This is a genomic window from Kitasatospora sp. MAP12-44, assembly GCF_029892095.1.
Taxonomy (GTDB): domain Bacteria; phylum Actinomycetota; class Actinomycetes; order Streptomycetales; family Streptomycetaceae; genus Kitasatospora.
Genome location: NZ_JARZAE010000004.1, coordinates 3,097,985 through 3,123,542 on the forward strand (window position 1 = coordinate 3,097,985; position 25,558 = coordinate 3,123,542).

General features: G+C 70.8%; 21 protein-coding genes. 10 read left to right on the forward strand and 11 right to left on the reverse strand.

Features of this window, described 5'->3' with window-relative positions:
- Positions 1–6 precede the first annotated feature (6 nt).
- From P3T34_RS14425 to P3T34_RS14440, 4 genes are all read left to right on the forward strand, one after another.
- Positions 7–3,453 carry a hypothetical protein gene (locus P3T34_RS14425; protein WP_280666441.1) on the forward strand — a complete coding sequence of 1,149 codons (3,447 nt, stop codon included), beginning with the start codon at positions 7–9 and terminating at the stop codon, positions 3,451–3,453.
- Positions 3,454–3,518: 65 nt separating this feature from the next.
- Positions 3,519–4,667, forward strand: coding sequence for a hypothetical protein (locus P3T34_RS14430; protein ID WP_280666442.1), 1,149 nt, complete (start codon positions 3,519–3,521; stop codon positions 4,665–4,667).
- Positions 4,668–4,795: 128 nt separating this feature from the next.
- Positions 4,796–5,932, forward strand: coding sequence for a hypothetical protein (locus P3T34_RS14435; RefSeq protein WP_280666443.1), 1,137 nt, complete (start codon positions 4,796–4,798; stop codon positions 5,930–5,932).
- 301 nt (positions 5,933–6,233) lie between these two features.
- The gene (locus P3T34_RS14440; protein WP_280666444.1) at positions 6,234–7,373 is read left to right on the forward strand and encodes a hypothetical protein; all 1,140 of its coding nucleotides are present in this window, start codon (positions 6,234–6,236) and stop codon (positions 7,371–7,373) included.
- 221 nt (positions 7,374–7,594) lie between these two features.
- On the opposite strand, the gene P3T34_RS14445 is transcribed toward P3T34_RS14440, so the two are convergent.
- Together P3T34_RS14445 and P3T34_RS14450 are read right to left on the reverse strand one after the other, a co-directional pair.
- Positions 7,595–9,949 (reverse strand): ABC transporter permease, encoded by a 2,355-nt coding sequence (locus P3T34_RS14445; protein ID WP_280666445.1) that lies wholly within the window; start codon positions 9,947–9,949, stop codon positions 7,595–7,597.
- Positions 9,946–10,653, reverse strand: a complete 708-nt coding sequence (locus tag P3T34_RS14450; RefSeq protein ID WP_280666446.1) for an ABC transporter ATP-binding protein — start codon at positions 10,651–10,653, stop codon at positions 9,946–9,948. The genes P3T34_RS14445 and P3T34_RS14450 overlap by 4 nt, the downstream gene beginning before the upstream one ends.
- A gap of 153 nt (positions 10,654–10,806) precedes the next feature.
- Between P3T34_RS14450 and P3T34_RS14455 the strand changes: the two genes are divergently transcribed.
- The 6 genes from P3T34_RS14455 to P3T34_RS14480 all read left to right on the forward strand — a co-directional run bounded on the left by P3T34_RS14455 (position 10,807) and on the right by P3T34_RS14480 (position 17,518).
- Entirely contained in the window at positions 10,807–11,643 is an 837-nt protein-coding gene (locus tag P3T34_RS14455; RefSeq protein ID WP_280666447.1) for a histidine kinase, read from the forward strand.
- Positions 11,640–12,359 carry a response regulator transcription factor gene (locus tag P3T34_RS14460; RefSeq protein ID WP_280666448.1) on the forward strand — a complete coding sequence of 240 codons (720 nt, stop codon included), beginning with the start codon at positions 11,640–11,642 and terminating at the stop codon, positions 12,357–12,359. Before P3T34_RS14455 ends, P3T34_RS14460 begins: the two co-directional genes overlap by 4 nt.
- 150 nt (positions 12,360–12,509) lie before the next feature.
- Complete coding sequence (locus P3T34_RS14465) at positions 12,510–12,845, forward strand: hypothetical protein (protein ID WP_280666449.1); 336 nt, start codon at positions 12,510–12,512, stop codon at positions 12,843–12,845.
- Positions 12,846–12,971: 126 nt separating this feature from the next.
- Complete coding sequence (locus P3T34_RS14470) at positions 12,972–13,535, forward strand: hypothetical protein (protein WP_280666450.1); 564 nt, start codon at positions 12,972–12,974, stop codon at positions 13,533–13,535.
- A gap of 113 nt (positions 13,536–13,648) precedes the next feature.
- Complete coding sequence (locus tag P3T34_RS14475) at positions 13,649–16,396, forward strand: LuxR family transcriptional regulator (RefSeq protein WP_280666451.1); 2,748 nt, start codon at positions 13,649–13,651, stop codon at positions 16,394–16,396.
- A gap of 54 nt (positions 16,397–16,450) precedes the next feature.
- On the forward strand, positions 16,451–17,518 hold the full coding sequence (locus P3T34_RS14480; RefSeq protein WP_280666452.1) for a Gfo/Idh/MocA family oxidoreductase: 1,068 nt from the start codon (positions 16,451–16,453) through the stop codon (positions 17,516–17,518).
- A gap of 15 nt (positions 17,519–17,533) precedes the next feature.
- Here P3T34_RS14480 and P3T34_RS14485 read toward each other — a convergent pair whose 3' ends face one another.
- The 9 genes from P3T34_RS14485 to P3T34_RS14525 form a co-directional block, all read right to left on the reverse strand.
- Positions 17,534–17,914 carry a type II toxin-antitoxin system VapC family toxin gene (locus P3T34_RS14485; protein ID WP_280666453.1) on the reverse strand — a complete coding sequence of 127 codons (381 nt, stop codon included), beginning with the start codon at positions 17,912–17,914 and terminating at the stop codon, positions 17,534–17,536.
- 16 nt (positions 17,915–17,930) lie between these two features.
- Positions 17,931–18,212 (reverse strand): type II toxin-antitoxin system prevent-host-death family antitoxin, encoded by a 282-nt coding sequence (locus tag P3T34_RS14490; protein ID WP_280666454.1) that lies wholly within the window; start codon positions 18,210–18,212, stop codon positions 17,931–17,933.
- An 89-nt stretch (positions 18,213–18,301) separates the two neighbouring features.
- Complete coding sequence (locus P3T34_RS14495; protein WP_280666455.1) at positions 18,302–19,333, reverse strand: adenosine deaminase; 1,032 nt, start codon at positions 19,331–19,333, stop codon at positions 18,302–18,304.
- Between the two features lie 58 nt (positions 19,334–19,391).
- Positions 19,392–20,696 (reverse strand): DUF445 family protein, encoded by a 1,305-nt coding sequence (locus P3T34_RS14500; RefSeq protein WP_280666456.1) that lies wholly within the window; start codon positions 20,694–20,696, stop codon positions 19,392–19,394.
- A 10-nt stretch (positions 20,697–20,706) separates the two neighbouring features.
- The gene (locus P3T34_RS14505; RefSeq protein ID WP_280666457.1) at positions 20,707–21,942 is read right to left on the reverse strand and encodes a glycosyltransferase family A protein; all 1,236 of its coding nucleotides are present in this window, start codon (positions 21,940–21,942) and stop codon (positions 20,707–20,709) included.
- 139 nt (positions 21,943–22,081) lie between these two features.
- Positions 22,082–23,041, reverse strand: coding sequence for an ATP-binding cassette domain-containing protein (locus P3T34_RS14510; RefSeq protein WP_280666458.1), 960 nt, complete (start codon positions 23,039–23,041; stop codon positions 22,082–22,084).
- Positions 23,042–23,066: 25 nt separating this feature from the next.
- Complete coding sequence (locus P3T34_RS14515; RefSeq protein WP_280666459.1) at positions 23,067–23,879, reverse strand: ABC-2 family transporter protein; 813 nt, start codon at positions 23,877–23,879, stop codon at positions 23,067–23,069.
- Positions 23,880–23,961: 82 nt separating this feature from the next.
- The gene (locus P3T34_RS14520; protein WP_280666460.1) at positions 23,962–24,774 is read right to left on the reverse strand and encodes an ABC-2 family transporter protein; all 813 of its coding nucleotides are present in this window, start codon (positions 24,772–24,774) and stop codon (positions 23,962–23,964) included.
- Between the two features lie 257 nt (positions 24,775–25,031).
- Positions 25,032–25,538 carry a hypothetical protein gene (locus tag P3T34_RS14525; RefSeq protein ID WP_280666461.1) on the reverse strand — a complete coding sequence of 169 codons (507 nt, stop codon included), beginning with the start codon at positions 25,536–25,538 and terminating at the stop codon, positions 25,032–25,034.
- Between the last annotated feature and the right edge of the window lie 20 nt (positions 25,539–25,558).

Genomic DNA, 25,558 nt, shown 5'->3' on the forward strand with positions numbered 1-25,558 from the left:
CGGGCCATGTCCGTGGACAACACCCTTATCGTGCCGGTCGAGGTGGCGGCCCTCGCCGTCAACCGGGCCACTCGCGACACCGGCACCCCGCACGTCTTCCACCGCTGGATCGCGAACTTCAAGAACATCGGCGAGGGCGTCCCGCCGGAGCCCGCGCCGTTCTCCAGTCCCGAGGAGTGGACCGGCCGGGAGGACCGTCTCGGCGTCTACCTCCAGTGGGAACTGCCCGCCGCCCTCACCCGCGGCCGCCACGACGAGGAGGAGGGCGTCGGCGAGTTCCCCCTGGTGCCCAACCGCTGGCTCGTCGTACGCCACACCGCCGGCACCCGCAAGCTCAAGGCCTGGATCGTCGAGAGCGACTACCTCCACCCGATGGACGGCAGCGTCTCCTTCCAGGACCCCGACAGCGACGCACCGTCGGCGACGAAGATCGGCAAGTGCCACGAACTCACCGGCCCCTGGCGCGAACCCGCCAACCGCCACGCACCGTTCCTCACCGCGATCGGCCCCGGCCTGCTGACCTTCTCCGTCTTCCAGCCCTACAACAGCAACGTCTTCTCCCTGCACGACACCCTCCTCGACGCACCAGGCAGCGAACTGCCCGAGAAGGAACGGCTGAGCTACTTCGTCGCCGGCTGGTACGCCCAGCCGGACAAGGACATCCTCGCCGGCACCGACGACCTCGCAGCGCTGCTGGAGCGCCTGGAATGGACCCCGCCGGTCGGCTCCGGCAGCGGCATCCGCAGCTCCGTCTACTCCGGGACGGTCCTCGGCCTGGACTGGGACCTGACCGGCCCCGTCCCCACCTCCCCGTGTCCGACACCCGCCGCCGTCACCCCGATCGTGTCCAACAGCATCGCCGAGGCCGTCGCCGAGCTCGGTGCCCAGGCCGACGGCCAGGGCGCGCTCTCCGCCGAGGAGGCCGACCTGTTCCGGGCCTTCCTCCTCGGCGGCATCGACGCCCTGGAGGAACGCGACCGCCCCGAGGCCGACCTCCTCACCGATCGCCGCGCCCACGACACCGCGTTCGGTCCTGTGCCCGGCGGCTACCGCTGGTTCATCGGCGAACGCGGCGAGGAGACCGGCCGGGCACTGTCCCGCTCCGCCCGCGCGGCCGAAGCCGACACCGTCGCCGACCTCAACCGCCGCCAGGCCGCCCACGACGCCACCGAAGCCGACCTCGACGCCGCCCGCGAACACCTCTACCACCTGTGGTGGCTCAGCCGCCTGGAGCGCCGCTCCGACGACTTCAACAGCAACATCGACGACGAGCTCAACCCCGCCAACACCGCCGGCGCAGCCGGCCAAGTCGTCACCCTCGCCCGCCGCCTGGCCGAAGAACGCCTTGAGCTGCCCTGGGGCAAGAGCGAAACGGAGCTGGCGGCGCGCATCGACACCCTGTACCCGGCCTACGGAGCCCGCGCCGCCCGCCGCCTCATCCGGGTGCCCGCCGAGGACTTCGAGTACAGCGCCGACCCGGTCCTCACCCTTCAGGGCGCCAACCTCCACGCCCCCCTCACCCGCGACACCGCCCTGCCCTGCCGCACGCCCGAACGGGTGGTCACCCGCGCCTCCGGCATCACCACCACCGACGTCGCCGCCACCGCCGCCCAGATCAACCTCACCGGCCAGCAGCCGCCCTGCTTCCCCGCGCTGCTCAGCGAGTTCCTCATCCTCGACCGCGCCCTGCAGAGCGGCGCGATCCGGGACGTCACCGGCACCCTGCCCGAATACGGCACCGCAGCGTGGGCCATGCCCTGGCAGCCGCTGTACCTGCTCTGGAAGGCCGAGTACTTCCCGCTGCCGTTCCGCGACGGCGACACCCCGCACTGGGACTTCATCGACGGCTCCCGCTACCAGTGGAAGGGCACCGGCGAGCCCGGCGCCTCGCTGATCATCTCCGGCCGCCAGATGCTCGCCCCCTCCGCCGGCCACATCGTCGACGGCACCCTGCAGAGCTACGCCCGCGTGCGCGACCAGCTGTCCGCCGAAGCCGTACGCCAGGTCCGAGCCCAGGCCCGCAAGAGCGACTACCTCTCCCAGACCCTCGACGGCTTCGGCGCCGCCATCGCCCAACGCCGGCCCCTCGCCGGCCTCCAGCCCACCGGCGCCATCGCCGACCTCGTCGGCAACGGCGACTACCCGCCGCCGGACCCCGGCGCCCTGCCCGCCAGCGACTGGGACCCCGACTGGCCCGCCTCCACCTTCCAGGAACTGCGCGCCGGCCAGCTCGCCTTCCTCAACCTGGCCGTCGTCGACCGCTTCGGACGCTCCGTCAACATCATCCACACCCAGCCCGAGATGCCCGCCACCATGCGCCCGCTCCACCCCGTCAGTGAGTACGACAGCGACCGCCTGGTCGAACTCGGCCCTCGCCTCCTCCAACCCGCCCGGCTGCGCTTCGACTTCCTCGCCGCCGGCACCGACGAGGACACCGGCCTCACCCCCGGCACCAACCCCGTCTGCGCCTGGCTCCTGCACAACCGCCTCGACAAGTCCCTCGTCGTCTACAGCCCCGACGGGACCGCGCTCGGCGAACTGCGCGTCACCCTGAACTCCGGCGGCCAGCGGGAAGTCAGCTGGAGCGGGCTGCCCGGCTCCGACGTGACCCGCTTCGAGCAGCTGGAAGCACGCAGCCGACACACCTACCGGCTGCTGAACGCCGTCAAGACCCGTGGCCCGCAGACCTTCGACGCTTTCCGCGCCACCCTCGACAGCGCCCTGCAGACCATCGACCCCGCCGGCCCCGCCGACCCCGGCCTCGGCTTCCTCCTCGGCCGACCCCTCGCCCTGGTCCGCACCTGCCTCACCATGAACCTGCGCGGCCCGCTGCGCACCGACGTCAGCTGGCAGACCCTCTTCGACCGGCCCACCCCCGAACTGCCCACCTACCCCTGGGCCATCCGGCTCGGCGAGGCGCAGCAGAGCGACGACGGGCTCGTCGGGTACGTCCTCGACGACGACTACGAGCACTTCGAGACGGTCGTCACTCCGGCCGCCGGAGCGGGGGGTTACCTGCGGCCGATCGGCGACAAGCCCAGCCTGGAACTGGACTTCGGCGACCACAGCAGCGCCGTCGCCACCGTGCTGCTGGACCCGCGGGCCGCAGTCCACGCCACCACCGACATCCTCGCCACCAAGACGGTCTTCGTGCCGCAGGAGTTCACCGATCCGGCGATCGCCCGGATGACCGTCAACTTCCGCACCGGCCCGCTCCTGGCCGCCACCACCGCCCTGCGCGGCCCGCAGGGCGAGAGCGTGGAGACCGTACTCATGCCGACCCCGGACGGCGTCCTCGGCACCTGGACCTGGTCCGAGAACCGCGGCGGCAGCTGGCAGAAGCTGCCGATCCTCAGCGAGGACCAGTACGACCTCCCGCTCGCCGAACCCGAGATCCGCTCCGGCTTCCTCTCCCTCGACGACGCCGCCGCGCACAGCCGCAGCGACCACTAACACACCCCGCCGCCGCGCCGCACCGGAGCCGGGGCGGCGCGGCCCACGATGCGAAGGAGCAGCACATGAGCCTGGTCGTGCAGACCCAAGACGCCGGCACCGCCGCCGCGGCCGACGATCCGTTGCTGTCGTACACCGTCGCCACCATCCCGAGCCCGTTGAAAGCGTCCCCGGAGAACCCGGAGGTCCCTGAGGAGCCCGGGGAGCTGATCTTCTCCGCGACCCGACAGGCCGCCACCAACCAGCCAGCCGACATTGAGTGGATCAAGGTGAAGGTCCCGGCCGGAACGATGGCACCCGACCTCGCCACCGACCTGGCGAAGATCAGCCCCCGGATCAGCCTCGACGGCTGGAGCGCGCGTCTGGACGCCGTCGCCAAGGAGTTCGTCTTCGAGCCCACCGGGAGCCACGCGACGATCGGCCCGGACACCGGTTTCACCATCCAGCTCTCCGACATCCCCATGAGCCGCAAGGTCGGCACTGCCCCGATCACCGTCACCGAACGCTCCCGCACTGGCAACTCCGCGTTCCAGAACCGTCCCATCGTCTTCAACATCGGCAAGTTCCCGGCCGACTTCTACCTGCGCAACTTCCTCTGCGAACCGTCCATCATCCCCAACGGAGGCGACGTCAAGCTCACTTGGGAACGCTCCGCCAACGCCACCTACGAACTCCTGTACCCGGGTGTCGACCTTGACGTCACCAAGCGGACCAGCCTGGACATCGAAGGCATCAAGTCCGACACCACCTTCTACATCCGCGCCACCACCGGCGACCCCACCAACCCCGCCGTCCGGATCCTCTCCGCCCAGGTCACCGTCATCAAACCCGACCTGGAAGTCGGCAACCTCGACGTCGGCGGCACACTCAACGTCGCCGGCGGCTGGTTCGACGAATCTACCGACCTGCCCACAGAGCCCACTGGCAACGGTGTCCGTCACTACATCGTCCCAGAAGACGGATTCTTTGAGGGGTGGGTAAAAATTCAGTCCAGCCCAGAGGCAGAGCACGTATTTCTGCGCGTATGGAATTCCAGTGATTACACCAAGGTCTCGGATGCGACTGCATACAGCAACTCCCGAGGTGCGCAATACGCTTCTCTCTTCAGGACGGCCAGAAAAGGAGAAAGCATTTACATCGGACGCGGAGGCTCCAGCGGAAATCCCGGCTCCGAGGTTCACCTGCGATTCACGCCGATCGGCCGCAAGAGCTGAACGGGGGAGCCCCGCAACGTTACGGCGCTGGCCCGGTCGCGCACAGCCGCGCCGGCCACGGCACACGCCCCCACCGCGCACCGCCCCAACCCCGGGGCGGCGCGGCCCACAAGCCGAAGGAACAGCACATGAGCCTTGTCGTGCAGACCCAGAACTCCAGCACCACTGCCGCGGCCGATGACCCGTTGCTGTCGTGCACCGTCACCACCACGCCGAGCCCGCTGAAAGCGTCACCGGAGAACCCGCAGGTTCCAGAGGAGATCGGGGAACTGATCTTCTCCGTAGCCCGGCAGAGCAGCACCCCCGCCGACGTCGAGTGGATCAAGGTCAAGGTCCCGGCCGGCGCGATGGCACCCGACCTCGCCACCGACCTGAACAAGATCAGCCCGCGGATCAGCCTCACCGGCTGGACCGCCCGGCTGGACGCGACCGCCAAGGAGTTCGTCTTCGAACCCACCGGCAGCCACGCCCCGATCGGCCCGGACACCGGCTTCACCATCCAACTGTCCGACATCCCCATGAGCCGCAAGGTCGGCACCGCCCCGATCACCATCACCGAACGCTCCCGCACCGGAAACTCCGCCTTCCAGAACCGGCCCACCATCTTCAACATCGGCAAGTTCCCCGCCGACTTCTACCTGCGCAACTTCCTCTGCACCCCCTCCATCGTCCCCAACCCCGGCGACGTCAAGCTCACCTGGGAACGCTCCGCCAACGCCACCTACGAACTCCTCTACGGTGACGTCAACCTCGACGTCACCAACCGGACCAGCCTCGACATCGAAGGCATCAAGTCCGACACCACCTTCTACCTCCGCGCCACCACCGGCGACCCCACCAACCCCGTCGTCCGCATCCTCTCCGCCCAGGTCAGCGTCACCAAACCCGACCTCGACATCGGCAACCTCACCGTCAACGGGTCCACCCGGATCTTGCACCGCTATCCCCCCGTCGCCATGCGGGACAGTAGCGACTGGCGGGCGACTACCGATGGCATTGTGACGGTGGCCTTCAAGTCAATCGGTCCTAACGCGAGGAACATCGACCTGAGGATCCGAGCCGAGGGCAGCTCCTATCACGACCTCATCGCTGTATTCAGTGCCGATGCGGGTGCCGAAGATGAGCAGAAGAGTCTCTCAGTGCCTTTGCAGCGAGGAGAGTGCCTGCACTACCTCCAGCGGTCTTACAGCGACATCGACGCCACTGTGCACTGGTGTTCTTTCGGCGATGGCGAGTTGGAGTTTTTGGGAATCGTCCCCTGGTGACCCCGACGATCGCTTCTTGCCGCACCTGACCCCTGGAAAGGGACGACAGTAGGACTGTCTACGCCACCTCTGCCGACGCGTTGCGCAGTCACTCGCTTACAACGAGCCCGACGGATCCGTTGAACGCGAGTACCGACAAGGACCCTGTCGACCGGCCGGCTTGAATCACGGCGGTCACCTCCCCAGGCAAGTGGCCAGCTCGACACGACACGTTCAACAGGCCCACTGCCACGCCCAACCGCACCAACCACTGAGAACACCCGTCGCCACGCGCCGCCCCTCCCAGCCGAAGGAGTACCGAGTGAGCTTGGTCGTACAGATCCAGGGCGCGGACACCGCCGCCGCGGCCGACGATCCGTTGCTGTCGTACGCCGTCACCACCATCCCGAGCCCGCTGAAGGCGTCGCCGGAGAACCCTCAGGTCCCCGAGGAGCCCGGGGAGCTGATCTTCTCCGCGACCCGGCAGGCCGCCACCAACCAGCCAGCCGACATTGAGTGGATCAAGGTGAAGGTCCCGGCCGGAACGATGGCACCCGACCTCGCCACCGACCTGGCGAAGATCAGCCCCCGGATCAGCCTCGACGGCTGGAGCGCGCGTCTGGACGCCGTCGCCAAGGAGTTCGTCTTCGAGCCCACCGGGAGCCACGCGACGATCGGCCCGGACACCGGTTTCACCATCCAGCTCTCCGACATCCCCATGAGCCGCAAGGTCGGCACTGCCCCGATCACCGTCACCGAACGCTCCCGCACCGGAAACTCCGCGTTCCAGAACCGTCCCATCGTCTTCAACATCGGCAAGTTCCCGGCCGACTTCTACCTGCGCAACTTCCTCTGCGAACCGTCCATCATCCCCAACGGAGGCGACGTCAAGCTCACTTGGGAACGCTCCGCCAACGCCACCTACGAACTCCTGTACCCGGGTGTCGACCTTGACGTCACCAAGCGGACCAGCCTGGACATCGAAGGCATCAAGTCCGACACCACCTTCTACATCCGCGCCACCACCGGCGACCCCACCAACCCCGCCGTCCGGATCCTCTCCGCCCAAGTCAGCGTCATCAAACCCGACCTCGACATCGGCAACCTCACCGTCAACGGGGAAATCACCCTCAAGGGACCCCTTGAAAGCCCGACGCTGATTCACGACTTCAGCAATGGCATCGCAAGGAGGTACTACACGGCCGAGGGCTACGGAATGCTTGTTTCGAGTGGATTCAATAGCAATAGCCCGGGGTCGGGAATTCAATTCTTTCCGAGCCTTAAGGCAAATGAAGTGGAAGTGAAAACTACTATCGATCCCATGGATTCGGGAAGCACCGCACTCCTGCTCCGCAAAGGCGATCGGGCGGAGATTAACGTCAGTTACAGGGGAGGGGGCGGGGAAGGAACCCCAGGGGGCTTTTCTGGAAAGCTCCATTGGATTCCACTTGGCATCGGATGAGAGCTCGCCAGGAGTCGTCCGATCCGGAGATCGGTGGACTCACCACCGACGGCCCAACCGCACGTCACGACCCTCGCACGAGGCTCCCCGTGCACGACGTCAGCCTTGCCGGGACCGCCGTGCGCGCCAGATGGGGAGCCGCCCCCTCATCAGAGCGCGGCGCAGGAGGGTCCCCCGTGCCCCCCTGCGCCGCGCCCGTTCCACTCGTCCTGCCGCCCAGGTCACTCGCTGCGCAGGACCTGCGCGATCGGCAGGCGCGCCGCCGAGCGGGCCGGGAGCAGCGCGCCCAGGACCGCGATGGCCACGCCCGCCAGCGCCACGAGGGTGAGCGGCATGGGGTGCCAGACGTCCAGCATGCTCGCGGGGAGGTCCAGGCCCACCGGCTTCGTCATCGCGGGGATGACCACGCGGTGCGCCAGGATCCCGAGCGGGACGCCGATCAGGCTGCCGACCACGCCCAGGGCCGCCATCGAGGTGACCATCATCGCCGTCACCTGGCGGGGCGTCATGCCGATCGACTTGAGCATGCCCAGGTCGCGGCGGCGCTCGCGGGCGTTCAGCACCACGGTGTTGAAGACGCCGAGCCCGGCGACCGTCCCCAGCAGGATGCTGAGCACCGAGGAGGTCCCGACGATGGTGACGGTGATGCTGTTGGTGCCCCCGGCGGGCGACGGCTCCAGGCCCGGCTCGGCCGCCTTGGCCGCGGCGTCGTAGGCATCGACGTCAGTGCCGTGGGCGAGCCGCACCCAGTACTGGTTGACGTAGGTCGAGGCCGTCGGCCCTGGTGCCAACGAGGTCAGCGCCGGCCAGTCGGCGGACATCTCGTCGGGGTTGTTGTTCAGGGACAGGCCGACCAGGGTCACGCTCTGCTGCCGCCCGTTCAGCTCCATGGTGAGGTGGCTGCCGAGTACCAGGCCGCGCTTCTGCGCGAACGACGTCCCCGCCATGATCTCGTCGGGCCCGGTGGGCCAGTGCCCCTCGAGCAGCGGATCACCGATGGCCTCACTGTCCCCGCGCGCGAACCAGCAGTGGACGGCCTGGTTGTCCCCCGCCAGGTGGAGCAGGACCGGCGCCTCGGCGGTCACCTTGCTCGCGCCGGGCAGGGAGCGCAGTTTCGCCTCGATCTGCTGGTCCGTCAGCTTCGGTGCGATCTGCCCCGCCACGCTCGGGACGCCGTCGTAGAAGGTCGACGAGGGCATGTGCCCCTGGCCCGACCCCACGAACGCGGTGATGGTGCCGCCCAGCCCGGTCGCCAGCGTCACCGCGAGCACCCCCAGCACCAGCGACATCATCGTCAGCGCGGTGCGCCCGGGCCGGGCGAACGGCAGGCCGAGGCCGAGGCTGACCGAGCGCGGCAGCCGGCTCCCGCTGAGCCGGCGCTGGATCCAGAGCCCGCGCCCGGCGCTCGGCGCGCTGCCCGCGCTGATCGCCCGGGCGGCCGAGAGTCCGTGCGCGCGCAGTGCGGGGAGCAGCGCCGCGAGCAGCACGAGCAGCGGCATACCGACCAGCGTCTCGACCTGGATCCAGGGGTTGAGGGTCGGCGTGAAGTAGCCGGAGTTGAACCCCTGGAACGACATCCTCAGCAGCGGCTGCGCCGCGAAGCCGCCGAGCACGGTGCCGAGCACGCCGCCCACGACTCCCGGGACCAGCACCATCACCAAATACACCGCCACCGCCTGGTTCGGCGTGAACCCCAGCGCCTTGAGCACCCCGATGTGCCGGAAGCCGGAGACCACTGCGCCGCTGACCACGTTGGCGGTGATCAGCACCGCCACCACCAGGCCGAGGATGCCGAAGGCCAGCAGGAACGGGACGTAGGCCCTGGCCGAGCTGGTCAGGTCGTTCCTGATGGTCAGGTACGACAGCGAACCGAGCACCGAGCCCTGCGGCAGCCCGGAGCTGACGGTCGCCAGGTCGGCCCCCAGCTGGCCGGCCGAGCCGGCCTGCGCGAAGCGGTAGAGCATCTCGGTGGACGTCGGGTGCATGGCGGCCAGCTGGTCGGGCACCACCCAGGCACCGGCGGTCTGGCTCAGGCTGGAGGCGAACCCCACGATGGTCAGCGGCGGTGCGCCGGGCACCACGAACCGGCTGCCGACGTCCTCGTACTTCTGGTAGCGCTGGCCGGGCGGGCGCATCAGCACCACCTCGCCGGGCCGCTGGGCCCAGCGCCCCTTCCAGACGTCCACCCGGTCCACCGGGCCGCCCGGATCGGCTCGACCGACGAAGACGACCGGCCCGGGCTGCGGGTCGTCCACCCCGGGGGTCGGCGTCAGCTCATTGGCGGGCGGCGCGGTGAGCACCACCTCGGCGAACGGCCCGGCCGCGTCCGTGACCCCCGACTTACGTGCGGAGTCGGCGAGTTGGGCGTCGGACACCTTCGCCGCGTCGTAGGTGACGGTGAGCTGGGCACCGCGCTGCTGGGCGAAGGTGCTCTCGAACGGCGCCGAGGCGGCGTCGAGCAGGCCGAGCGCGACGACCAGGGTGACAGTGGAGGTCAGGACCACCAGCGCGATCACCAGGGTCTGGATCCTGCGCCGCTTCACGGCCGCCCGCGCGGCCGACCAGACGGCGCTCATGCGGTGCGCTCCAGGGTGCTCTCACGGGCGATCCGGCCGTCGGCGACCTCGATCAGGCGGCTGGCGCAGCGGGTGGCCAGCCGCTGGTCATGGGTCACGATGAGCAGGGTCTGGCCGATCTGGTTGAGGTCGATGAGCAGGTCCATCACCTGCTCGCCGGAGCGGCTGTCCAGGGCGCCGGTCGGCTCATCGGCCAGCAGCAGGGCGGGACGGTTCATCAGGGCGCGAGCGACCGAGACGCGCTGACGCTCACCGCCGCTGAGGACCGCCGGATAGGCGTTCCTGCGGTCGGCGACGCCGAGTTCGTCGAGCAGTTCGAGTGCGCGCCTGCGGGCCTGCGACGCAGAGCTGCCGGTCAACTGCGCGGCGAGCGCGACGTTGTCGAGCGCCGACAGGTCGTCGATGAGGTTGAAGAACTGGAAGACCATACCGATCCGGCGGCGCCGGAACAGCGCCAGGCCGGTCTCGTTCAGCTTCCCGAGCTCCTCGCCGTCGACGACCACCTGGCCTGCGGTCGGGCGGTCCAGGCCGGCCACCATGTTGAGCAGGGTGGACTTGCCGCAGCCCGACGGGCCCATCACCGCGACGGCCTCCCCGGCGCGTATCTCCAAGGACACGCCGTCCAGGGCCACCGCATCGCCGAACTCCTTGCGCACGCCGTCCAGTCGCACGACGACCCGTCCTGAGCTGTCTTCCGTAGTCATGGCACGAAGCTTGGCGGCAACGGGACCGACGGGGCATCCCTCCCCGGATGCAACATCGCGGCCAGGTCATCCTGGGGATGTAGGGCGCTGGATCCGGGGGCTGATGCGGATCGCGCCGGGGGCTGCGAAGATCAGCCCGTGGGGGAATCGGGGATGGACTGGCTGGTGGCCGCGCTGGCTGCGGCAGGTGCGGCCGCCGGGTGGCTGGCGGTGCTGCTCGTCCGAGCGCGGCGGCTGCACCGCAAGGCGCTGGGCGACCGGCGATGGCTGCTGGAGAGGGAGCGCGAGGGCGCCGCCCGGGACGCCGTGGAGGCCGAACGGGCCCGGATCGCGGGGGAGTTGCACGACATCGTCAGCCACAACGTGAGCCTGATGGTGGTGCAGGCCGCGGCGGCCCGCGAGGTCCTGGCCACGATGCCCGACGAGGCGGCGGCGGCGATGCTGGCGGTCGAGGGCGCGGGACGGGACGCGATGACCGAACTGCGGCATCTGCTGGGCCTCCTGGCCCCGTCGCAGGACGGTACGGACAGCGCGGACGGCACCCAGTTGTCGCCGCAGCCGAGCCTGAGCCGGCTCAGCCCGCTGATCGACCGGTTCGCCTTCGCCGGGCTGCCGGTGGAGGTGCAGATCTCCGGGGAGCCACGCCCGCTTCCGGCCGGGATCGACCTGACGGCGTACCGGATCGTCCAGGAGGCGCTGACCAACGCGGTCAAACACGGCGACGGGGGGAAGGCCGAGGTGACTGTGCGCTACGCGGACCACTATCTGCGCGTGGAGGTGCTGAACAGCGGGCCGAGCGTACTGTCCGGCAGCCCCTCCGCACTGACCCGAACCGCCGCCGGGCCAAGCAACGGACCAAGCGTCGGTGCCGGCCGCGGACTGCTCGGACTCCGCGAGCGAGTCGCGGTCTACGGCGGCGAGTTGGACGCGCGGCGCCGCCTGGGCGGCGGGTTCCGCGTCCGCGCCCGGATCCCGCTGGACCGGCCATGACCACGCCCGCTCCCGCCACCGGGCCGGCGGAGCCGTCGCCCCGCGTCCTCATCGCCGACGACCAGGAGCTGATCCGCACCGGCTTCCGCATGATCCTGACCGCACGCGGCATCGACGTGGTCGGCGAGGCCGCCGACGGCGCAGAAGCGGTGGCGGCGGCGCGCCGGCTGCGGCCGGACGTTGTGCTCATGGACATCCGGATGCCGACCATGGACGGCCTGGAGGCGGCCCGCCGCATCCTGGAGCACGACGCCGACTGCCGGGTCCTGATGCTCACCACCTTCGACCTCGACCGCTACGTCTACGCCGCCCTGGCGCTCGGAGCGAGCGGCTTCCTGCTCAAGGACGTCACCGCCGCGCACCTCGCCGCCGCCGTACGCCTGGTCGACACGGGTGACGCCCTGCTGGCGCCCGCGATCACCCGCCGGCTGGTCGAGCGCTTCGCTCACGCCGACCAGAAGCCCGGCGGACCTCCCCGGCCCGCGGGGATCCACCGCGACCTCACCCCGCTGACCCCTCGCGAACGTGAGGTCCTGACCCTCCTCGGGCGCGGGCTCTCCAATGCCGACCTGGCCCAGGCGCTGACCCTCAGCGAAGCCACCGTGAAGACCCACGTCGCCCGCATCTTCGCCAAACTCACCCTCCGCGACCGCGCCCAAGCCGTCGTCATCGCCTACGAGACAGGACTCGTCTCACCGGGCGAGCACCGCGCCTGAGCCCACCGGGAACGGGTCTGGGCTCCGGGGTGGATTGCGTAGCCGGAACCGCGTACTTCTACCGATGCCAGCGGCCTCGGTGTCTGCCTCAATAGCTGTGACCCACTCCTGAACGAGGCCTGATCACTCTTCAAGAATGAGGACACCACCATGAGCCCACTCCACCGGATACTCGGCACCGCCGTCGTCGCCGCGACCCTGCTGCTGACCGGCACCGTGTCCGCTGCGGCCGCCACCCCTGCGACGGCCACCACCCCTGCGACGGGTGACTACATCGGCGATGGTGCCGGCCGCCTCATCAACGCCGCGGTCGCCGCCGCGACCTCCGACGCCTACTACGACGCCTCCCTCCAGGGATTCAGCCAGAGCCAGTGTCAGCTGGTCGGCACCCCGCAGGTGAGTAACGGCATCCCCCCGAACGCCCGTCGGTACATGCCCCGCGCGGGGATGTGGTACGCCGAGGTGGAGATCGTCTGCAACAGCTGACCCCGGGCCCGAGGTCACCGATCCCCTGGCAGCGCAGCGCGAAGCGCCGCCGGGGGACGAGGATTTGACCGGAAATCGCCACGCCAACCACTACCGCTCGGATGCCGCGTCCAGGAGGATCGCCGAATGAACTCCCCCGTCGGGACCTATGAGGTGCGCTACGGCTGGCATGGCCACGTACTGCGAAGCGCCTGGATCTCCCTTGTCCTTGCCGGGTTCGCGTTCCTGGTGAGCTCGAACTCACCAGGGCTCACGGCACTGTTCGGCTGCGGGAGCGCCCTGTTCCTCCTGATCGTCGTCGTGCTGGCTTCGTCGCGCCCACTCGCTTTTCGGGTGGACGCGGAAGGCCTGACACTGGGCGGTCCCCGGCTCAAGTGGGTCGTGTCAACAGGAGATCAGGTTGTTCCGTGGGCCGAGGTGGTTTCCATCATCGTGTGGACGGAACGGGATCGCTTCCGGGGCAAGACGTCTTTCGTGGGCATCGAACTGCGACCGGGATATTCGCGTGCACCGGAAGTCCTGAGCGGATCGCAGCTCAAGAGGATCAACAAGTCCCTGCCCCCGGAGAATCCGGTCGGAAGCATGCAGGCGTTCCGGCTGATCAACGGCTGGCGACTCAAGCGCGACCGGCTCGAATCCGCGGTCCGCTCCTTCGCGCCCGGCCCGGTCCGCATCGTGTACGCCCGCTGAACACGTCATCGATCCAATGCACCCAGACATCAACTTCGTTGCGGACAGCATGATCTGACTGTCAATCGGCAGTTGAGGTTCGTTCGTCAGCGGGGGCAGTTACTGTGCCGTGTATGTCTGACGACGTGCGGGACGGTGGTCGGGCGCCGCTACCCCTGGCAGGTGCCCGAATTCGGCAGCTGTTCGGCCGCGATGCCGAAGTAGCGGCCCTGCGGGCGGCCCTGGACGGCCTGGCGTCCAGCGGTGGGCGGGCGATCGCGCTGATCGGGGAACCGGGCATCGGGAAGAGCGCGCTGATGTCCACGGCGGCCGCACACGCCCGGACCATCGGAGTACAGGTGCATGCGGCACACGGCCAGGAGGCGATCGGGCCCTGGCTGCCCGGTGTACGGCCGCCGGCGGGCAACCGCGACCTGCACCGCCTCGCGGCGCACGGGAAACAGCCCCGTGCGGCGCTCGTCGCCGTGGACGACCTGCACCATCTCACGGCCGACCGGATCCCGGGCCTGGAGCGGCTGATCCACACCGCCGCCGCCGATGCGGTGCTGTGTCTCCTGGCCTACCGGCAGCGCCAGTTGTCGCCCACGCTCGCCGCGGTGCTCTCCCGAGCGGCGTCGGCAGGACGACTGGAGGTGTGGAACCTCGGGCCGCTCTCGCGGGACCAGGCTCGCGAACTGCTCGGCGACCGTCCCGACGCCGACGAGGTCTACCGTGCGAGCCTGGGCATTCCGCAGTACCTCGAGATCATCGCTGCCGGCAGTGCCGGCAGTGCCGCCGGCACCGAGGCCGGCACGGCGATCCTCGGCGAGCTGGCCTGTCTTCACGGCACCGCGCTGACGGTGCTTCAGGCTGCGGCGATCCTCGGCGAACAGTTCCACCCGGACCTGCTCGCCGCCGTCGCGGGCCTGGAGATGACCGAGACCATGGCCGCATTGGACGCGCTCACCCACCTCGATCTGGTTCGCCCCGCCGAACCCGCCCCACAGCTGACGCTGCGTCATCGAGCAGTGGGCGAGGTCGTCTACCAGCGGCTCGAACCCAGTCGGCGCATCACCATGCACCAGCGTGCCGAGGCGGCACTGGCCGAGCGCGCGGCCCCGATCACCCGGCGCGCCCACCACATCGCACGGGCCGCCGATCCCGGCCGGCCGGAGCACGTCACCGCCTTGATCGCCGCCGCACGCAACTCGCTGCACGCCTCCCCCGGCGTCGCGGCCGACTTCCTGCAGACCGCGCTGTCGCTGCTCCAGGAGGGCGAGGCGCACTGGCACGAAGCGCAGGTTCTGCTGGCCCGCACGCGGCTGCTGACCGGAGACGCCTCCGAGAGCCGGGCGCTGCTCGACGCCCTACGGGTGGCCTCGCCGCGACAACCGTCCCCGGACCTGACCACGCTGGCCGACGCCAGCCGGGCCGAACGACGGCTCGGCCGCTACACCGAAGCCGGAGCCATCGCCCGCGCCGGCCTCGCGGCACTTGCCGACCACGACAGCGCGACGGCCGCCGCCCTCCACGCCGAACTGGCCGACTACACCTACGACTTGCAGGACTACCAGACCTCCCGGCAGCACGCCGAAACGGCCGCGGCGATCGCGCGCGGACACCATGACAGTGTCGGCGAGGCGAAAGCCCTGGCCCAGGCCTCCCTGGGCCAGCTGTTCACCTCCGACCAGGCCACCGCTCTGTCGACGGCCGCCAAGGCGGCCGAACTCATCGACGCGACCTGCGACGCCACGCTCCTGACCAACCTGGAGGCGATCTCCCAACTGGGCATGACCGAAGGGATCCTGGGACGACTGGCCGACGCCGAACGTCATCTCACGCGCGGCGCGGCCCTGTCCCGGCACACCGGGCAGGTGTACATCCAGCCCGCGATCCTCATGGCGCTGGCCAACACCCAGCTGCGTTCCGGAAACCTGCGCGATGCGCTGGCGACCCTCGACGAGTCAACCCGTCACGCCGCACAAGCCAGCATGCCCGCGATCGAGTCGGTCAGGGCGATGCTGCGCTCCGAGGTCCTGTTGTGGCTGAACAGCTCAGGTGATCTGCGCGAGGTGGTCACGCTGGCCGATCGCGCCATGGCGATCGCCGACGGGCAGCCCACCGCCTGGGCCGTCACGGTCCGCTGCTTCCACGCCGAACTGGTGCTGCTGACCGGCGACCAGGCACGCGCAGGTCGGCTTCTGCTGGAGGCGGCCGGCGGAGTCGGCCTGCCCCGGCTCGCCACCTGGCGCAAACCGCGATGCTGCGAAGCCCTGGTACAGGCGGCACTGGCCGCAGGCGACCAGGCGTCGGTCGAGCAGTGGACGCGACTCGCCGAGACGTGCGTCGACGAGCTTCCCTCAGTGGGCCGCCGCGGCTTCGCCCGGCGCGCGCGCATGCGGGCCCACGCGATGCGCGGAGAGACCGAGCGTGCCTTGCACAGCGCGCAGGGCGCGATCGCGGACTTCTCCTCCGGCGGTGAGCGCATCGAGACCTGCCGCACCCTGCTTGCGGCGGCCGAGCTGTCCCTGGAGGCGGGTCGGCGCGAGCAGGCGGACGGCTGGCTGGATCGGGCGGCCGCGCTCGCCCGCCAGTGCGATTCGGCACGGCTGGCGGATGAAGTCGCCCGGCTACGCCGTCGGCTCGCCGCCGAGTCCGGGCCGACCAGCACCCCTGCTTCGCTGGCCATGCTCACCGCACGGGAACGGCAGATCGCCTACCTCACGAGCACCGGCATGACCAGCGGTGTGATCGCCGACACGCTGTCTCTCAGTGTGCGCACGGTCGACAGCCACCTGGGCCGGATCTATCGCAAACTCGGCGTCTCCAACCGTGCGAGCCTCACCCGCTCAGTGCTGAGCGCGGCACCCGACCCGCAGTGACCGTGCCACCGCTCGTTCCGTCGGGTGGGCAGGCGGCTGTGATGAAGTACCACCATGACCTCCGCGCCTCACTCCCCGTACCGGGTCGGCCTGATCGGCTACGGCCTGGCCGGTTCCGCCTTCCACGCGCCGTTGATCGCCGCCACGCCCGGGCTCCAGCTGCGGGCGGTGGTCACCAGCGACCCCGACCGCCGCGCCCAGCTCGCCCGCGAGCACCCGGACGCCCGGGCGCTGGACACCCCCGAGCAGCTCCTCGCCGACGCCGGCGACTACGACGTGGTCGTCATCGCCTCCCCCAACCGCACCCATGTGCCGCTCGCCAGGGCCGCGTTGACGGCCGGTCTGGCCACCGTGGTGGACAAGCCGCTGGCCGCCACCGCCGCCGAGGCGCACGCCCTGTGCGGCCTGGCCGAGGCCCGCGGGACGCTGCTCACGGTGTTCCAGAACCGGCGCTGGGACAACGACTTCCTGACGGTCCGCCGACTGCTGGACGAGGGCGCGCTGGGCCGGGTGCACCGCTTCGAGTCCCGCTTCGAACGCTTCCGCCCCAAGCCGAAGGCCGGCTGGCGCGAGCTCGCCGACCCCGCCGAGGTCGGCGGCACGCTCTACGACCTCGGCAGCCACCTGGTGGACCAGGCGCTCACCCTGTTCGGGCCGGTGAGCAGCGTGTACGCCGAGATCGACGTGCGGCGCGACGGCGCGGCGGTCGACGACGACGCCTTCCTCGCCCTCACCCACACCAGCGGCACCCGCTCGCACCTGTGGACCAGCGCGATCACCCCGCTGGCCGGCCCGCGGCTGCGGGTGCTCGGCGACCGCGCGGGCTACGTCAAGTACGGCATGGACCCGCAGGAGGCCGACCTGCGCGCCGGCCGCCGCCCGGACACCCACCCCTGGGGCCTGGAGGACCTGGCCCACCACGGCGTACTCGGCACCGACGAGGCCTCGGTCCACCTGCCCAGCTGCGCCGGCGACTACCCCGCCTTCTACATCGGCCTGACCACCGCCCTGGCCACCGGCACCCCACCCCCCGTCGACCCCCGCGACGCAGCCGCCACCCTCACCATCCTGGAAGCCGCCCGCAACTCCGCCTCCACCGGCCACGTGATCCCGGTCGCCTGACGGCGCTCGAACGATTCAGACCGCGACCACCTCAACCAGCGCCTCCAGCCCCCGGAAGTCGGCAGCGTTGCGGGTGTAGAGCGCCATCCCGTTGACCGAGGCCACCGCAGCGATCATCAGGTCCAGCCTGCGAGGCCTCGGGTCGCGACCTGTCGCAACCGTCAGCGTGACCAACGACCCGTACCGGGCGGCCGCAGCCCCGTCGAACGGCAGCGGGTCGAAGTCCGCGACGGCGGCACCGAGCTTCTCGATCCGCCCGGCCCGGGCAACCGGGTCCTTGGCCATCGCGACTCCCTGCTGCAACTCGGCCAGGGTGATCGCTGTCAGCTCCGGGATCACCGGCAGGGCATCCGGGTCCAACAGATCCAGGTCGATGTAGGCGCAAGTGTCGAGCACACCCGAATGCCTGCGCTCAGCCACGGGGACGCTCGAATGGATCATCGTCGGCGCCCACTCGGTCCTCGGAGCCGAAGAATTCGTCGGCCTCCCTGCGCATCTGTGCGTAGTCGACCCGCGGCAGCCTGGCATGCCGGGCGACCAGCTCCTCCGCCGTGAGTCTGCGTCGCCGGGACAGTGGGCGCAGTTCGGCCACGTCGGTCCCGTTGCGCGTGATGTGGAAGGTCTCCCCCGCCTCCACCGCGTCCATCACCGCAGCGGAGTTGTTGCGGAACTCGCGCTGAGTAATCGTCTTCATACCCCCAGGGTAGCCCAGTGGGTATCAGCGCGCTACATCGACGCTCGGCAGAGGCCGGTGCCGGCAGAGGCGCCGGCACCGGTCCGGCGTCAGGCGCGCTGCCAGGCGGCCAGGTAGGTGTCGATCTCGGCGGCCAGCTTGGCCTTGCCGCCCTGGTCGAGGAACGAGGCTTCGACCGCGTTCCTGGCCAGGCCGGCCACGCCCGCCGGGTCCAGGTCGAGCAGCTTGGCGGCCACCGCGTACTCGGTGTTGAGGTCGGTGCCGAACATCGGCGGGTCGTCGCTGTTGACGGTGACCAGCAGTCCGGCGTCGACCATCTGCCGGATCGGGTGCTCCTCGATCCGCTCGACCACCCGGGTGGCCAGGTTGGAGGTCGGGCAGACCTCCAGCGGGATCCGGTGCTCGCCGAGGTAGTCCATCAGCTTCGGGTCCTTGACCGACTGCGTGCCATGGCCGATCCGCTCGGCGCCCAGCACCCGCAGGGCGTCCCAGACGGTCTCCGGGCCGGTCGACTCGCCGGCGTGCGGGACGCTGTGCAGGCCGGCCGCCCGGGCCCGGTCGAAGTACGGCTTGAACTGCGGGCGCGGCACGCCGATCTCGGGGCCGCCCAGGCCGAAGCTGACCAGTCCCTCGGCGCCGACCTCCAGCGCGAGCCGGGCGGTCTCCTCCGCCGACTCGAGACCGGCCTCACCGGGGATGTCGAAGCACCAGCGCAGCACGACGCCGAAGTCCCGCTCGGCGCACTTGCGGGCGTCCTCGATCGCCTCCATGAACGCGACGTCCGGGATGCCCCGGCGCACCGAGCTGTACGGCGTGACGGTCAGCTCGGCGTAGCGGATCTGCTGGCGGGCCATGTCCTGGGCCACGCCGTAGGTCAGCGACCGGACGTCCTCGGCGTCCCGGACCAGGTCGACCACCGAGAGGTAGACCTGGATGAAGTGCGCGAAGTCGGTGAACGTGAAGTACTCGGCAAGCGCCTGCGGGTCGGCCGGCACCGACGTCCTGCCCTCGTAGCGGGCGGCCAGCGCGGCCACCACGCGGGGCGAGGCGGAGCCGACGTGGTGCACGTGCAACTCGGCCTTGGGCAGGCCGGCGATGAACGCCTCGATCCCTTGGGACATCTTCGTCTCCCTCACAATTCGACTGGACCTCGCATCCTTTCACGGGCCCAGCCGGGACTCAGCCGCCCAGGACCGTCGAGAGGGTGTGGATGAGCAGCCCGGCCAGCGCGCCGACCACCGTGCCGTTGATCCGGATGAACTGCAGGTCACGGCCGACATTGGCCTCGATCTTGCGGGACGCCTCGTCCGCGTCCCAGCCCGCCACGGTGTCCGAGATCAGCGAGGTGATCTCGGCCCGGTAGGTGTCCACCACGTACTGCGCGGCGTCCTGCAGCCAGCCGTCCGTCTTCGCCTGCAGGCGCTTGTCGCGGGAGAGCCGGCGCCCGAAGGTGCGCAGCGCGTCGCGCAGCCGGCGGCGCAGCTCGCTGTCCTCGTCGTCGGCCGCGTCCAGCACCAGCGCGCGGATCGCGGCCCAGGAGGAGGCGATCAGGTCCTGCACCTCGGTGCGGGCCAGCAGCTCGGCCTTGGCCCGCTCGACCCGCTCCTTGGTCGCCTCGTCGGTCTGCAGCTCGACCGCGAAGTCGGCCAGGAAATTGTCGATGGCGCCGCGGGCGGGGTGCGCCGGGTCGTCGCGGATCGCGGTGACGAAGCGCATCAGCTCCTTGTAGACCCGCTCGCCGACCTGGTGGTCGACGAACTTGGGCGTCCAGCCGGGCGACTTGAGCGCGACCTTGTCCACCACGTCCGCGTGGTGCTCGGCCAGCCAGTCGTGCACCCGCACCGCGACCAGGTCGACCACACCGCGGTGCCCGCCGTCGGCGACCACCTTGCCGAGCATCCGTCCTATCGGCTCGGCGACCTGGGTGGCGGCCGCCCGCCGGGTGACCGCCTCGCTGACCACCGCCTGGACGTCCTCGTCGCGCAGCACCGCGAGCACCCCGCGCAGCGCGGCGGCGGCCTCCCGGGTGACCCGCTCGGCGCTGCCGGGCGCGGCCAGCCACTCGCCGAACCGCCGGGCGATGCCGAGCGCGGCCAGCCTGCCGCGCACCACCTGGGCGGAGAGGAAGTTGTCGCCGACGAAGTCGCCGAGCGTCTTGCCGAAGGCGTCCTTCTTGGTCGGGATGATCGCGGTGTGCGGGATCGGCAGGCCGAACGGACGCCGGAACAGCGCGGTGACGGCGAACCAGTCGGCCAGCGCGCCGACCATGCCGGCCTCGGCCGCCGCCGCGACATAGCCCGTCCAGCTCCCCCAGCCGGCCGCGCCGGCCCAGGTGGCCAGGGCGTAGACCACCGTGGCGGCGGCCAGGAAGCCGGTCGCGATCGTCTTCATCCGGCGGACGCCCCGCCGCTTCTCCTCGTCGGCGGCGGTGAACCGGACACCGGGGCCGACCGCCACCGCGTTGTTCTCGCTCTCGGTCTCCACCCACCCAGTCTTACGTACCGGCCTTCGAAATCGGCGCTTCGGCTGCGGACAGCCAGCGCTGGTAGGTCCGCGCGGTGAAGTCCCGCCACGCCGAGCGCCGGTGCAGCCGGCGGCGGACCTGGGCGGGGACCAGCCGGCGCCACACCTGCACGGGGACGGGCACCGGCAGCTCGGCCACCGGCAGCTCGGCCACCGGCTGCGGAGCCGCCTGCTCGGGCGTCGCCTGCTGCGGCGCCGGCGGCTGCGAGGACTCCCCGTACGCCGCCTGGTAGCGGATCAGCCGGCGCAGCGCCGCCACCCGGCCACGCCGGGCGAGGTCGAGACGCAGCCGGTCGCGCACCGGAAGTTCGGCCAACCCGGCTTCCCCGCAGTGCAGTTCCACCAGCCGCCCGACGCCCGCGCAGAGCCGGCGCTGGGTCGGCTCGGGCAGCGCCAGGAAGTCGGGGGCGAGCAGCTGCGGGACCTCCCAGCGGAACGCCCGCGAACGCAGCGCGGCGCGCTCGGCGCCGGGCTCGGCCAGCCGCTGCGCCACGTCGAGCATCGCGGCCACCCCGCGCAGCCGGTCCTCGTGCCGGGCCCGTCGTACGGTCAGGTTCGCCCGGTCCTCGCGCAGCACCGCGTAGTAGCAGTCGTAGTCGGCCAGCACCGAGATCCGCCGCGAGCGCAGGCAGGCCTCCAGGGTGAACGGCTGGTCGGAGTAGGCCGGCAGGTCCTCGCGCTTGCGCAGGCCGTAGCGCTCCACCAGCTCGCGCCGGAAGAGCTTGGCGTCCGACAGCGCCCAGGCGAGCGCGGAGTCGGTGAAGCCGACCCGGTCCCGGCTCGCGTCGAAGATCCCCTGCGGGACCTGGCGGCCGCCGACGCCCACCATCCGGCCGAGCACCACGTCGGAGCCGGCCCGGTCGGCCAGCGCCACCAGGCGCTCCAGTGCCTCCTCGCCGAGCCGGTCGTCGGCGCCGAGGAAGAAGAGGTACCGGCCGCGGGCCAGCTCCATCGCGCGGTTGCCGGGCGCCGCCGGGCCGCCGGAGTCGGCCTGGTGGACGACCCGCAGGAGCCCCGGGTGGCGGGCGGCGAAGGCGCACAGCTCGGCTCCGCCGCCGTCGGTGGACCCGGAGTCGACCGCGACCACCTCCAGGCCGCCGCCGGCCCGCCGCCGGATCGACTGACCGGCCAGCGAGTCCAGGCAGGCCGTCAGATAGGGCATCGCGTTGTGGACGGGCAGCACCACGGTCACGTCGAGGTCGCTCACGGGAGCAGCAACGGCTACGAACCCGGTCGGGTCACTCGCCCCACCCTTGCGGGTGAGGCGAGTCGGACACCCGTACGGGCCGGACGGCGTACGAACCGGGCGGCCCGTACGAGTCTGACGCCCGTACGAGCTGCTCCGATCAGCCGATCGGGACCTTCGCGTACATCCGGGCGATCACGTCCTCGATGGCCGGCTCGCGCACCGAGAGGTCGAGCAACGCGTAGCCGGCCGCGACCGAGGCCACGATCGGCGCCGCGCTCTGCTCGGCCGGGAAGGCCAGCCACTGCCGGGCGCCCTCCACCTTGACCACCCGGGCCCCCGGCACCTCGATCGGCTCGGCCGGCCCGGCCAGGTCGACCACCAGGGTGCGCTCGCTCTGCCCGGCGGTGTGCAGGCCGTCCAGGCCGCCGTCGTAGACCATCCGCCCGTGGTCGATCACCATCACCCGGCCGCAGAGCTGCTCGATGTCGGTGAGGTCATGGGTGGTCAGCAGGACGGTGGTGCCGAGCTCGGTGTTGATCTCGCGCAGGAACTCCCGCACCCGGACCTTGCTCACCACGTCCAGGCCGATCGTCGGCTCGTCCAGGTAGAGCACCTGCGGGTCGTGCAGCAGCGCGGCGGCCAGGTCGCCGCGCATCCGCTGGCCGAGCGAGAGTTGGCGCACCGGGGTGTCCAACAGGGCTCCCAGTTGCAGCAGTTCGACGCAGCGGTCGAGGTTGGCCCGGTAGCGCTGGTCGGGGATCCGGTAGATCCGCCGCGCCAACTCATAGGACTCGCGCAGCGGCAGATCCCACCAGAGCGTGGTGCGTTGGCCGAAGACCACCCCGATCCGACGGGCCAGCCGGGTCCGTTCTCGGGCCGGATCGACGCCGGCCACCCGCAGTCGCCCGGAGCTGGGCACCAGGATGCCGGTGAGCATCTTGATGGTGGTGGACTTGCCCGCGCCGTTCGGCCCGATGTAGCCGACGCACTCCCCGGCCTGGACGGTGAAGCTCAGCCCGTCCACGGCGCGCACCTCGCGGCGCTCGCGGCGCAGTCGGCCGGTCTTCGCGCGGATGGTGAAGGTCCGTGCCACGTCTTCGAGTTCGATCAGTGCCATGAGTTTCTCCGAGGTCGAGGGATGGTCAGTTGCCGGCGCCGCGGTAGGCCCGCAGCCCGGCCCGCCACAGCAGGCCGGCGACGAGCACGCTGGCGGCGGCCGCCAGCGGCGAGGCGAACTGGAGGGCGGCGGGCAGGCCGAGCGGGTCGGGCTTGCCCAGGATGTGCAGCAGCGGCAGCCAGTTGACGAAGGCCAGCGGCAGGCCGAAGGTGACCCCCGCGACCAGGTCCTTGGCGAAGATCGTCGGCGGGTAGTGCAGCAGCGTGGCGCCGCCGTAGGTGAAGGAGTTCTGCAGCTCCTTGGCCTCGCCCCACCAGAACTGCAGGGTGGCGCCGCCGATGAAGAGCGCGCAGAAGATCACCGTGCCGCTGACCAGCAGGGCCGCCAGCAGGAGCAGCTTGTCCCAGCTCCAGTCCACCCGCACCGCGCTCGCCGCCCAGATCAGCACGACCAGCGCCTGCGTCGGACGGCCCAGTCGGCGCAGCGAGAACCGCTCGGCGCAGGCCTGCGAGAGCGCCGGGGCCGGGCGGATCAGCATCACGTCCAGGGTGCCGGCCCGGATCCGCTCGCCGAGCCCGTCCACGCTGCCGACGAACAGGTCGGCGGTGCCCAGCGCGAACGCCGATGTGCCGTAGAGCAGGCCGAGTTCGGGCAGCGACCAGCCGCCGAGCCGGTCGGTGTGCTGGAACATCAGGACCACCACCACGAAGTCCAGCGAGGTGATCAGGATGTTGGCACCGAGCATCAGCGCGAAGGAGGCGCGGTAGGCCATCGCGGACCGCGTCCACATCCCGGCCGTCAACTGCCAGGAGCGCACCGCCCAGCGCAGCCGCTCCATTCGGCTCTCAACCGCGCGAATCTCAACCGCCCGGATCTCCGCCGCTGGGGCCTCAACCGCTGGGGTCTCAACCGCTCGGGTCTCAACCACCCTGGACCACCACCTTGCGGGTCGCCAGCAGCTGGGCGGCCCGGCCGGCCGCCAGCAGCAGGACGGCCCAGAGCAGTTGGAAGCCCAGGGCGCCGAGCGCCGCCGACGCGCTGTCGCGCTCCAGGAAGATGTCCGTGGGCACCTGGATCAGCGCCGCCCAGGGCAGCGCCTGGGCCGCCTCGCGCAGCCCGTCCGGGAAGAGGCCGAGCGGCAGCAGCATCCCGGACAGGAACATCGACACCACCAGCATCACCGCCCGCACCCCGTCGGAGTCGTGCAGCCAGAACCCGGTGAGCGAGACCAGGTAGCGCAGCGCGAAGCTGACCAGCACGGCGAGCAGCACGGACAGCAGGAAGACCGGCCAGGTGAGTACCGAGTGCGGCAGTCTGGCATGGAAGAGCAGCACCCCGAAGGTGATCGGGACCAGTCCGCGGGCCAGCAGGTGGAAGGCCGCCCGGCCGAGGTCGGCCGCCAGCCACCAGCCCAGGAAGTCGACCGGGCGGTAGAGGTCGACGGCGATGTCGCCGGTGCGGAAGCGCTCCTGCACGTCGTCCTGGAAGCCGCCGCCCCAGACCGCGACGGTGATCAGCAGCGACTGGCTGACCCAGATGTAGGTGACGGCCTGGGCGGTGTCGTACCCGCCGAGACCGGGCCTGGCCCGCCACAGGGCCAGGAAGGTGTAGGCGAGGATCGCGCCGAACACGGTGTTGGTGAAGACCCCGGCCAGCGTCGCGGCCCGGTAGGTCGAATAGCGGCGGAAGGAGCCTCGGGCGATGGCCAGGTAGAGCCTGGCCGACGATGTCATCAACTGTCTCCTTATCGACTTTTGAAAATGCGCGGGAAGCGCCGAAAGGCCCCGACCGGCAGCCCCCGGGGGTGTCCGGGCGTCGGGCGGAGCTCTCGATATGAGGTTGTGTTGGATCACCGTAGCGGTGCGCGGGGTGGTTTCGCCGGGTATTTATCCTCGCAATTGCGTGCGAATCATCCCTCGGCCAAACGCAGTTGGCCCCTGAACCGGACGGATCCGGTTCAGGGGCCAGGGGTCCTGGGACCAGGCCGCGCCTAGTGGTGGGCCTGCGCGGCGACCGCCGCCGCGGCCGCGTCGCGCAACGCCTTGGCGCTCTGCTGCAGCTGGTCGAGCTGACCAGGAGTCAGAGACGTCTCGGGTGTAGACGGCGTCGACGACGTCGAGGGGAGGGACGGAGTGGACGGCAGCGCGGGCAACGAGGGCAGCGAGGGCAGCGAGATCGGCAGCCCCAGCCCGGCGAGCAGGCCCTGGAGGGTGTTCAGCAAGCTGTTCACCAGCCCCAGCAGCCCACTGGTGTCGACGGTCGGCAGCGACGGCAACGACGGCAGACTCGGAAGACTCGGCAGGCTCGGCAGCGACGGCAGGCCCGGTACGGTCGGCAGCCCCGCCGCCGGCAGCCGCATCGGGACGACCGGCACGGAGAGGCTCTGGCCGACTCGCGGGGACTGTGCGCCCGTGTGGGGGACGGCGGCAGTCGCCGCGGTGACCGACGTCAGACTCAGAGCCGCGGTAAGAGCGGCAGCCGTCCATATGGCACGCATGAGGGTGGTTCTCCTGTTCG

What these genes read in the sequence shown, in the direction of transcription:
- P3T34_RS14425 (WP_280666441.1), top strand. Translation starts at nt 7, where the DNA reads ATGTCCGTGGACAACACCCTTATCGTGCCGGTCGAGGTGGCGGCCCTC.
- P3T34_RS14430 (WP_280666442.1), top strand. Translation starts at nt 3,519, where the DNA reads ATGAGCCTGGTCGTGCAGACCCAAGACGCCGGCACCGCCGCCGCGGCC.
- P3T34_RS14435 (WP_280666443.1), top strand. Translation starts at nt 4,796, where the DNA reads ATGAGCCTTGTCGTGCAGACCCAGAACTCCAGCACCACTGCCGCGGCC.
- P3T34_RS14445 (WP_280666445.1), bottom strand. Translation starts at nt 9,949, where the DNA reads ATGAGCGCCGTCTGGTCGGCCGCGCGGGCGGCCGTGAAGCGGCGCAGG.
- P3T34_RS14450 (WP_280666446.1), bottom strand. Translation starts at nt 10,653, where the DNA reads ATGACTACGGAAGACAGCTCAGGACGGGTCGTCGTGCGACTGGACGGC.
- P3T34_RS14455 (WP_280666447.1), top strand. Translation starts at nt 10,807, where the DNA reads ATGGACTGGCTGGTGGCCGCGCTGGCTGCGGCAGGTGCGGCCGCCGGG.
- P3T34_RS14460 (WP_280666448.1), top strand. Translation starts at nt 11,640, where the DNA reads ATGACCACGCCCGCTCCCGCCACCGGGCCGGCGGAGCCGTCGCCCCGC.
- P3T34_RS14465 (WP_280666449.1), top strand. Translation starts at nt 12,510, where the DNA reads ATGAGCCCACTCCACCGGATACTCGGCACCGCCGTCGTCGCCGCGACC.
- P3T34_RS14470 (WP_280666450.1), top strand. Translation starts at nt 12,972, where the DNA reads ATGAACTCCCCCGTCGGGACCTATGAGGTGCGCTACGGCTGGCATGGC.
- P3T34_RS14475 (WP_280666451.1), top strand. Translation starts at nt 13,649, where the DNA reads ATGTCTGACGACGTGCGGGACGGTGGTCGGGCGCCGCTACCCCTGGCA.
- P3T34_RS14480 (WP_280666452.1), top strand. Translation starts at nt 16,451, where the DNA reads ATGACCTCCGCGCCTCACTCCCCGTACCGGGTCGGCCTGATCGGCTAC.
- P3T34_RS14490 (WP_280666454.1), bottom strand. Translation starts at nt 18,212, where the DNA reads ATGAAGACGATTACTCAGCGCGAGTTCCGCAACAACTCCGCTGCGGTG.
- P3T34_RS14495 (WP_280666455.1), bottom strand. Translation starts at nt 19,333, where the DNA reads ATGTCCCAAGGGATCGAGGCGTTCATCGCCGGCCTGCCCAAGGCCGAG.
- P3T34_RS14510 (WP_280666458.1), bottom strand. Translation starts at nt 23,041, where the DNA reads ATGGCACTGATCGAACTCGAAGACGTGGCACGGACCTTCACCATCCGC.
- P3T34_RS14515 (WP_280666459.1), bottom strand. Translation starts at nt 23,879, where the DNA reads ATGGAGCGGCTGCGCTGGGCGGTGCGCTCCTGGCAGTTGACGGCCGGG.
- P3T34_RS14520 (WP_280666460.1), bottom strand. Translation starts at nt 24,774, where the DNA reads ATGACATCGTCGGCCAGGCTCTACCTGGCCATCGCCCGAGGCTCCTTC.
- P3T34_RS14525 (WP_280666461.1), bottom strand. Translation starts at nt 25,538, where the DNA reads ATGCGTGCCATATGGACGGCTGCCGCTCTTACCGCGGCTCTGAGTCTG.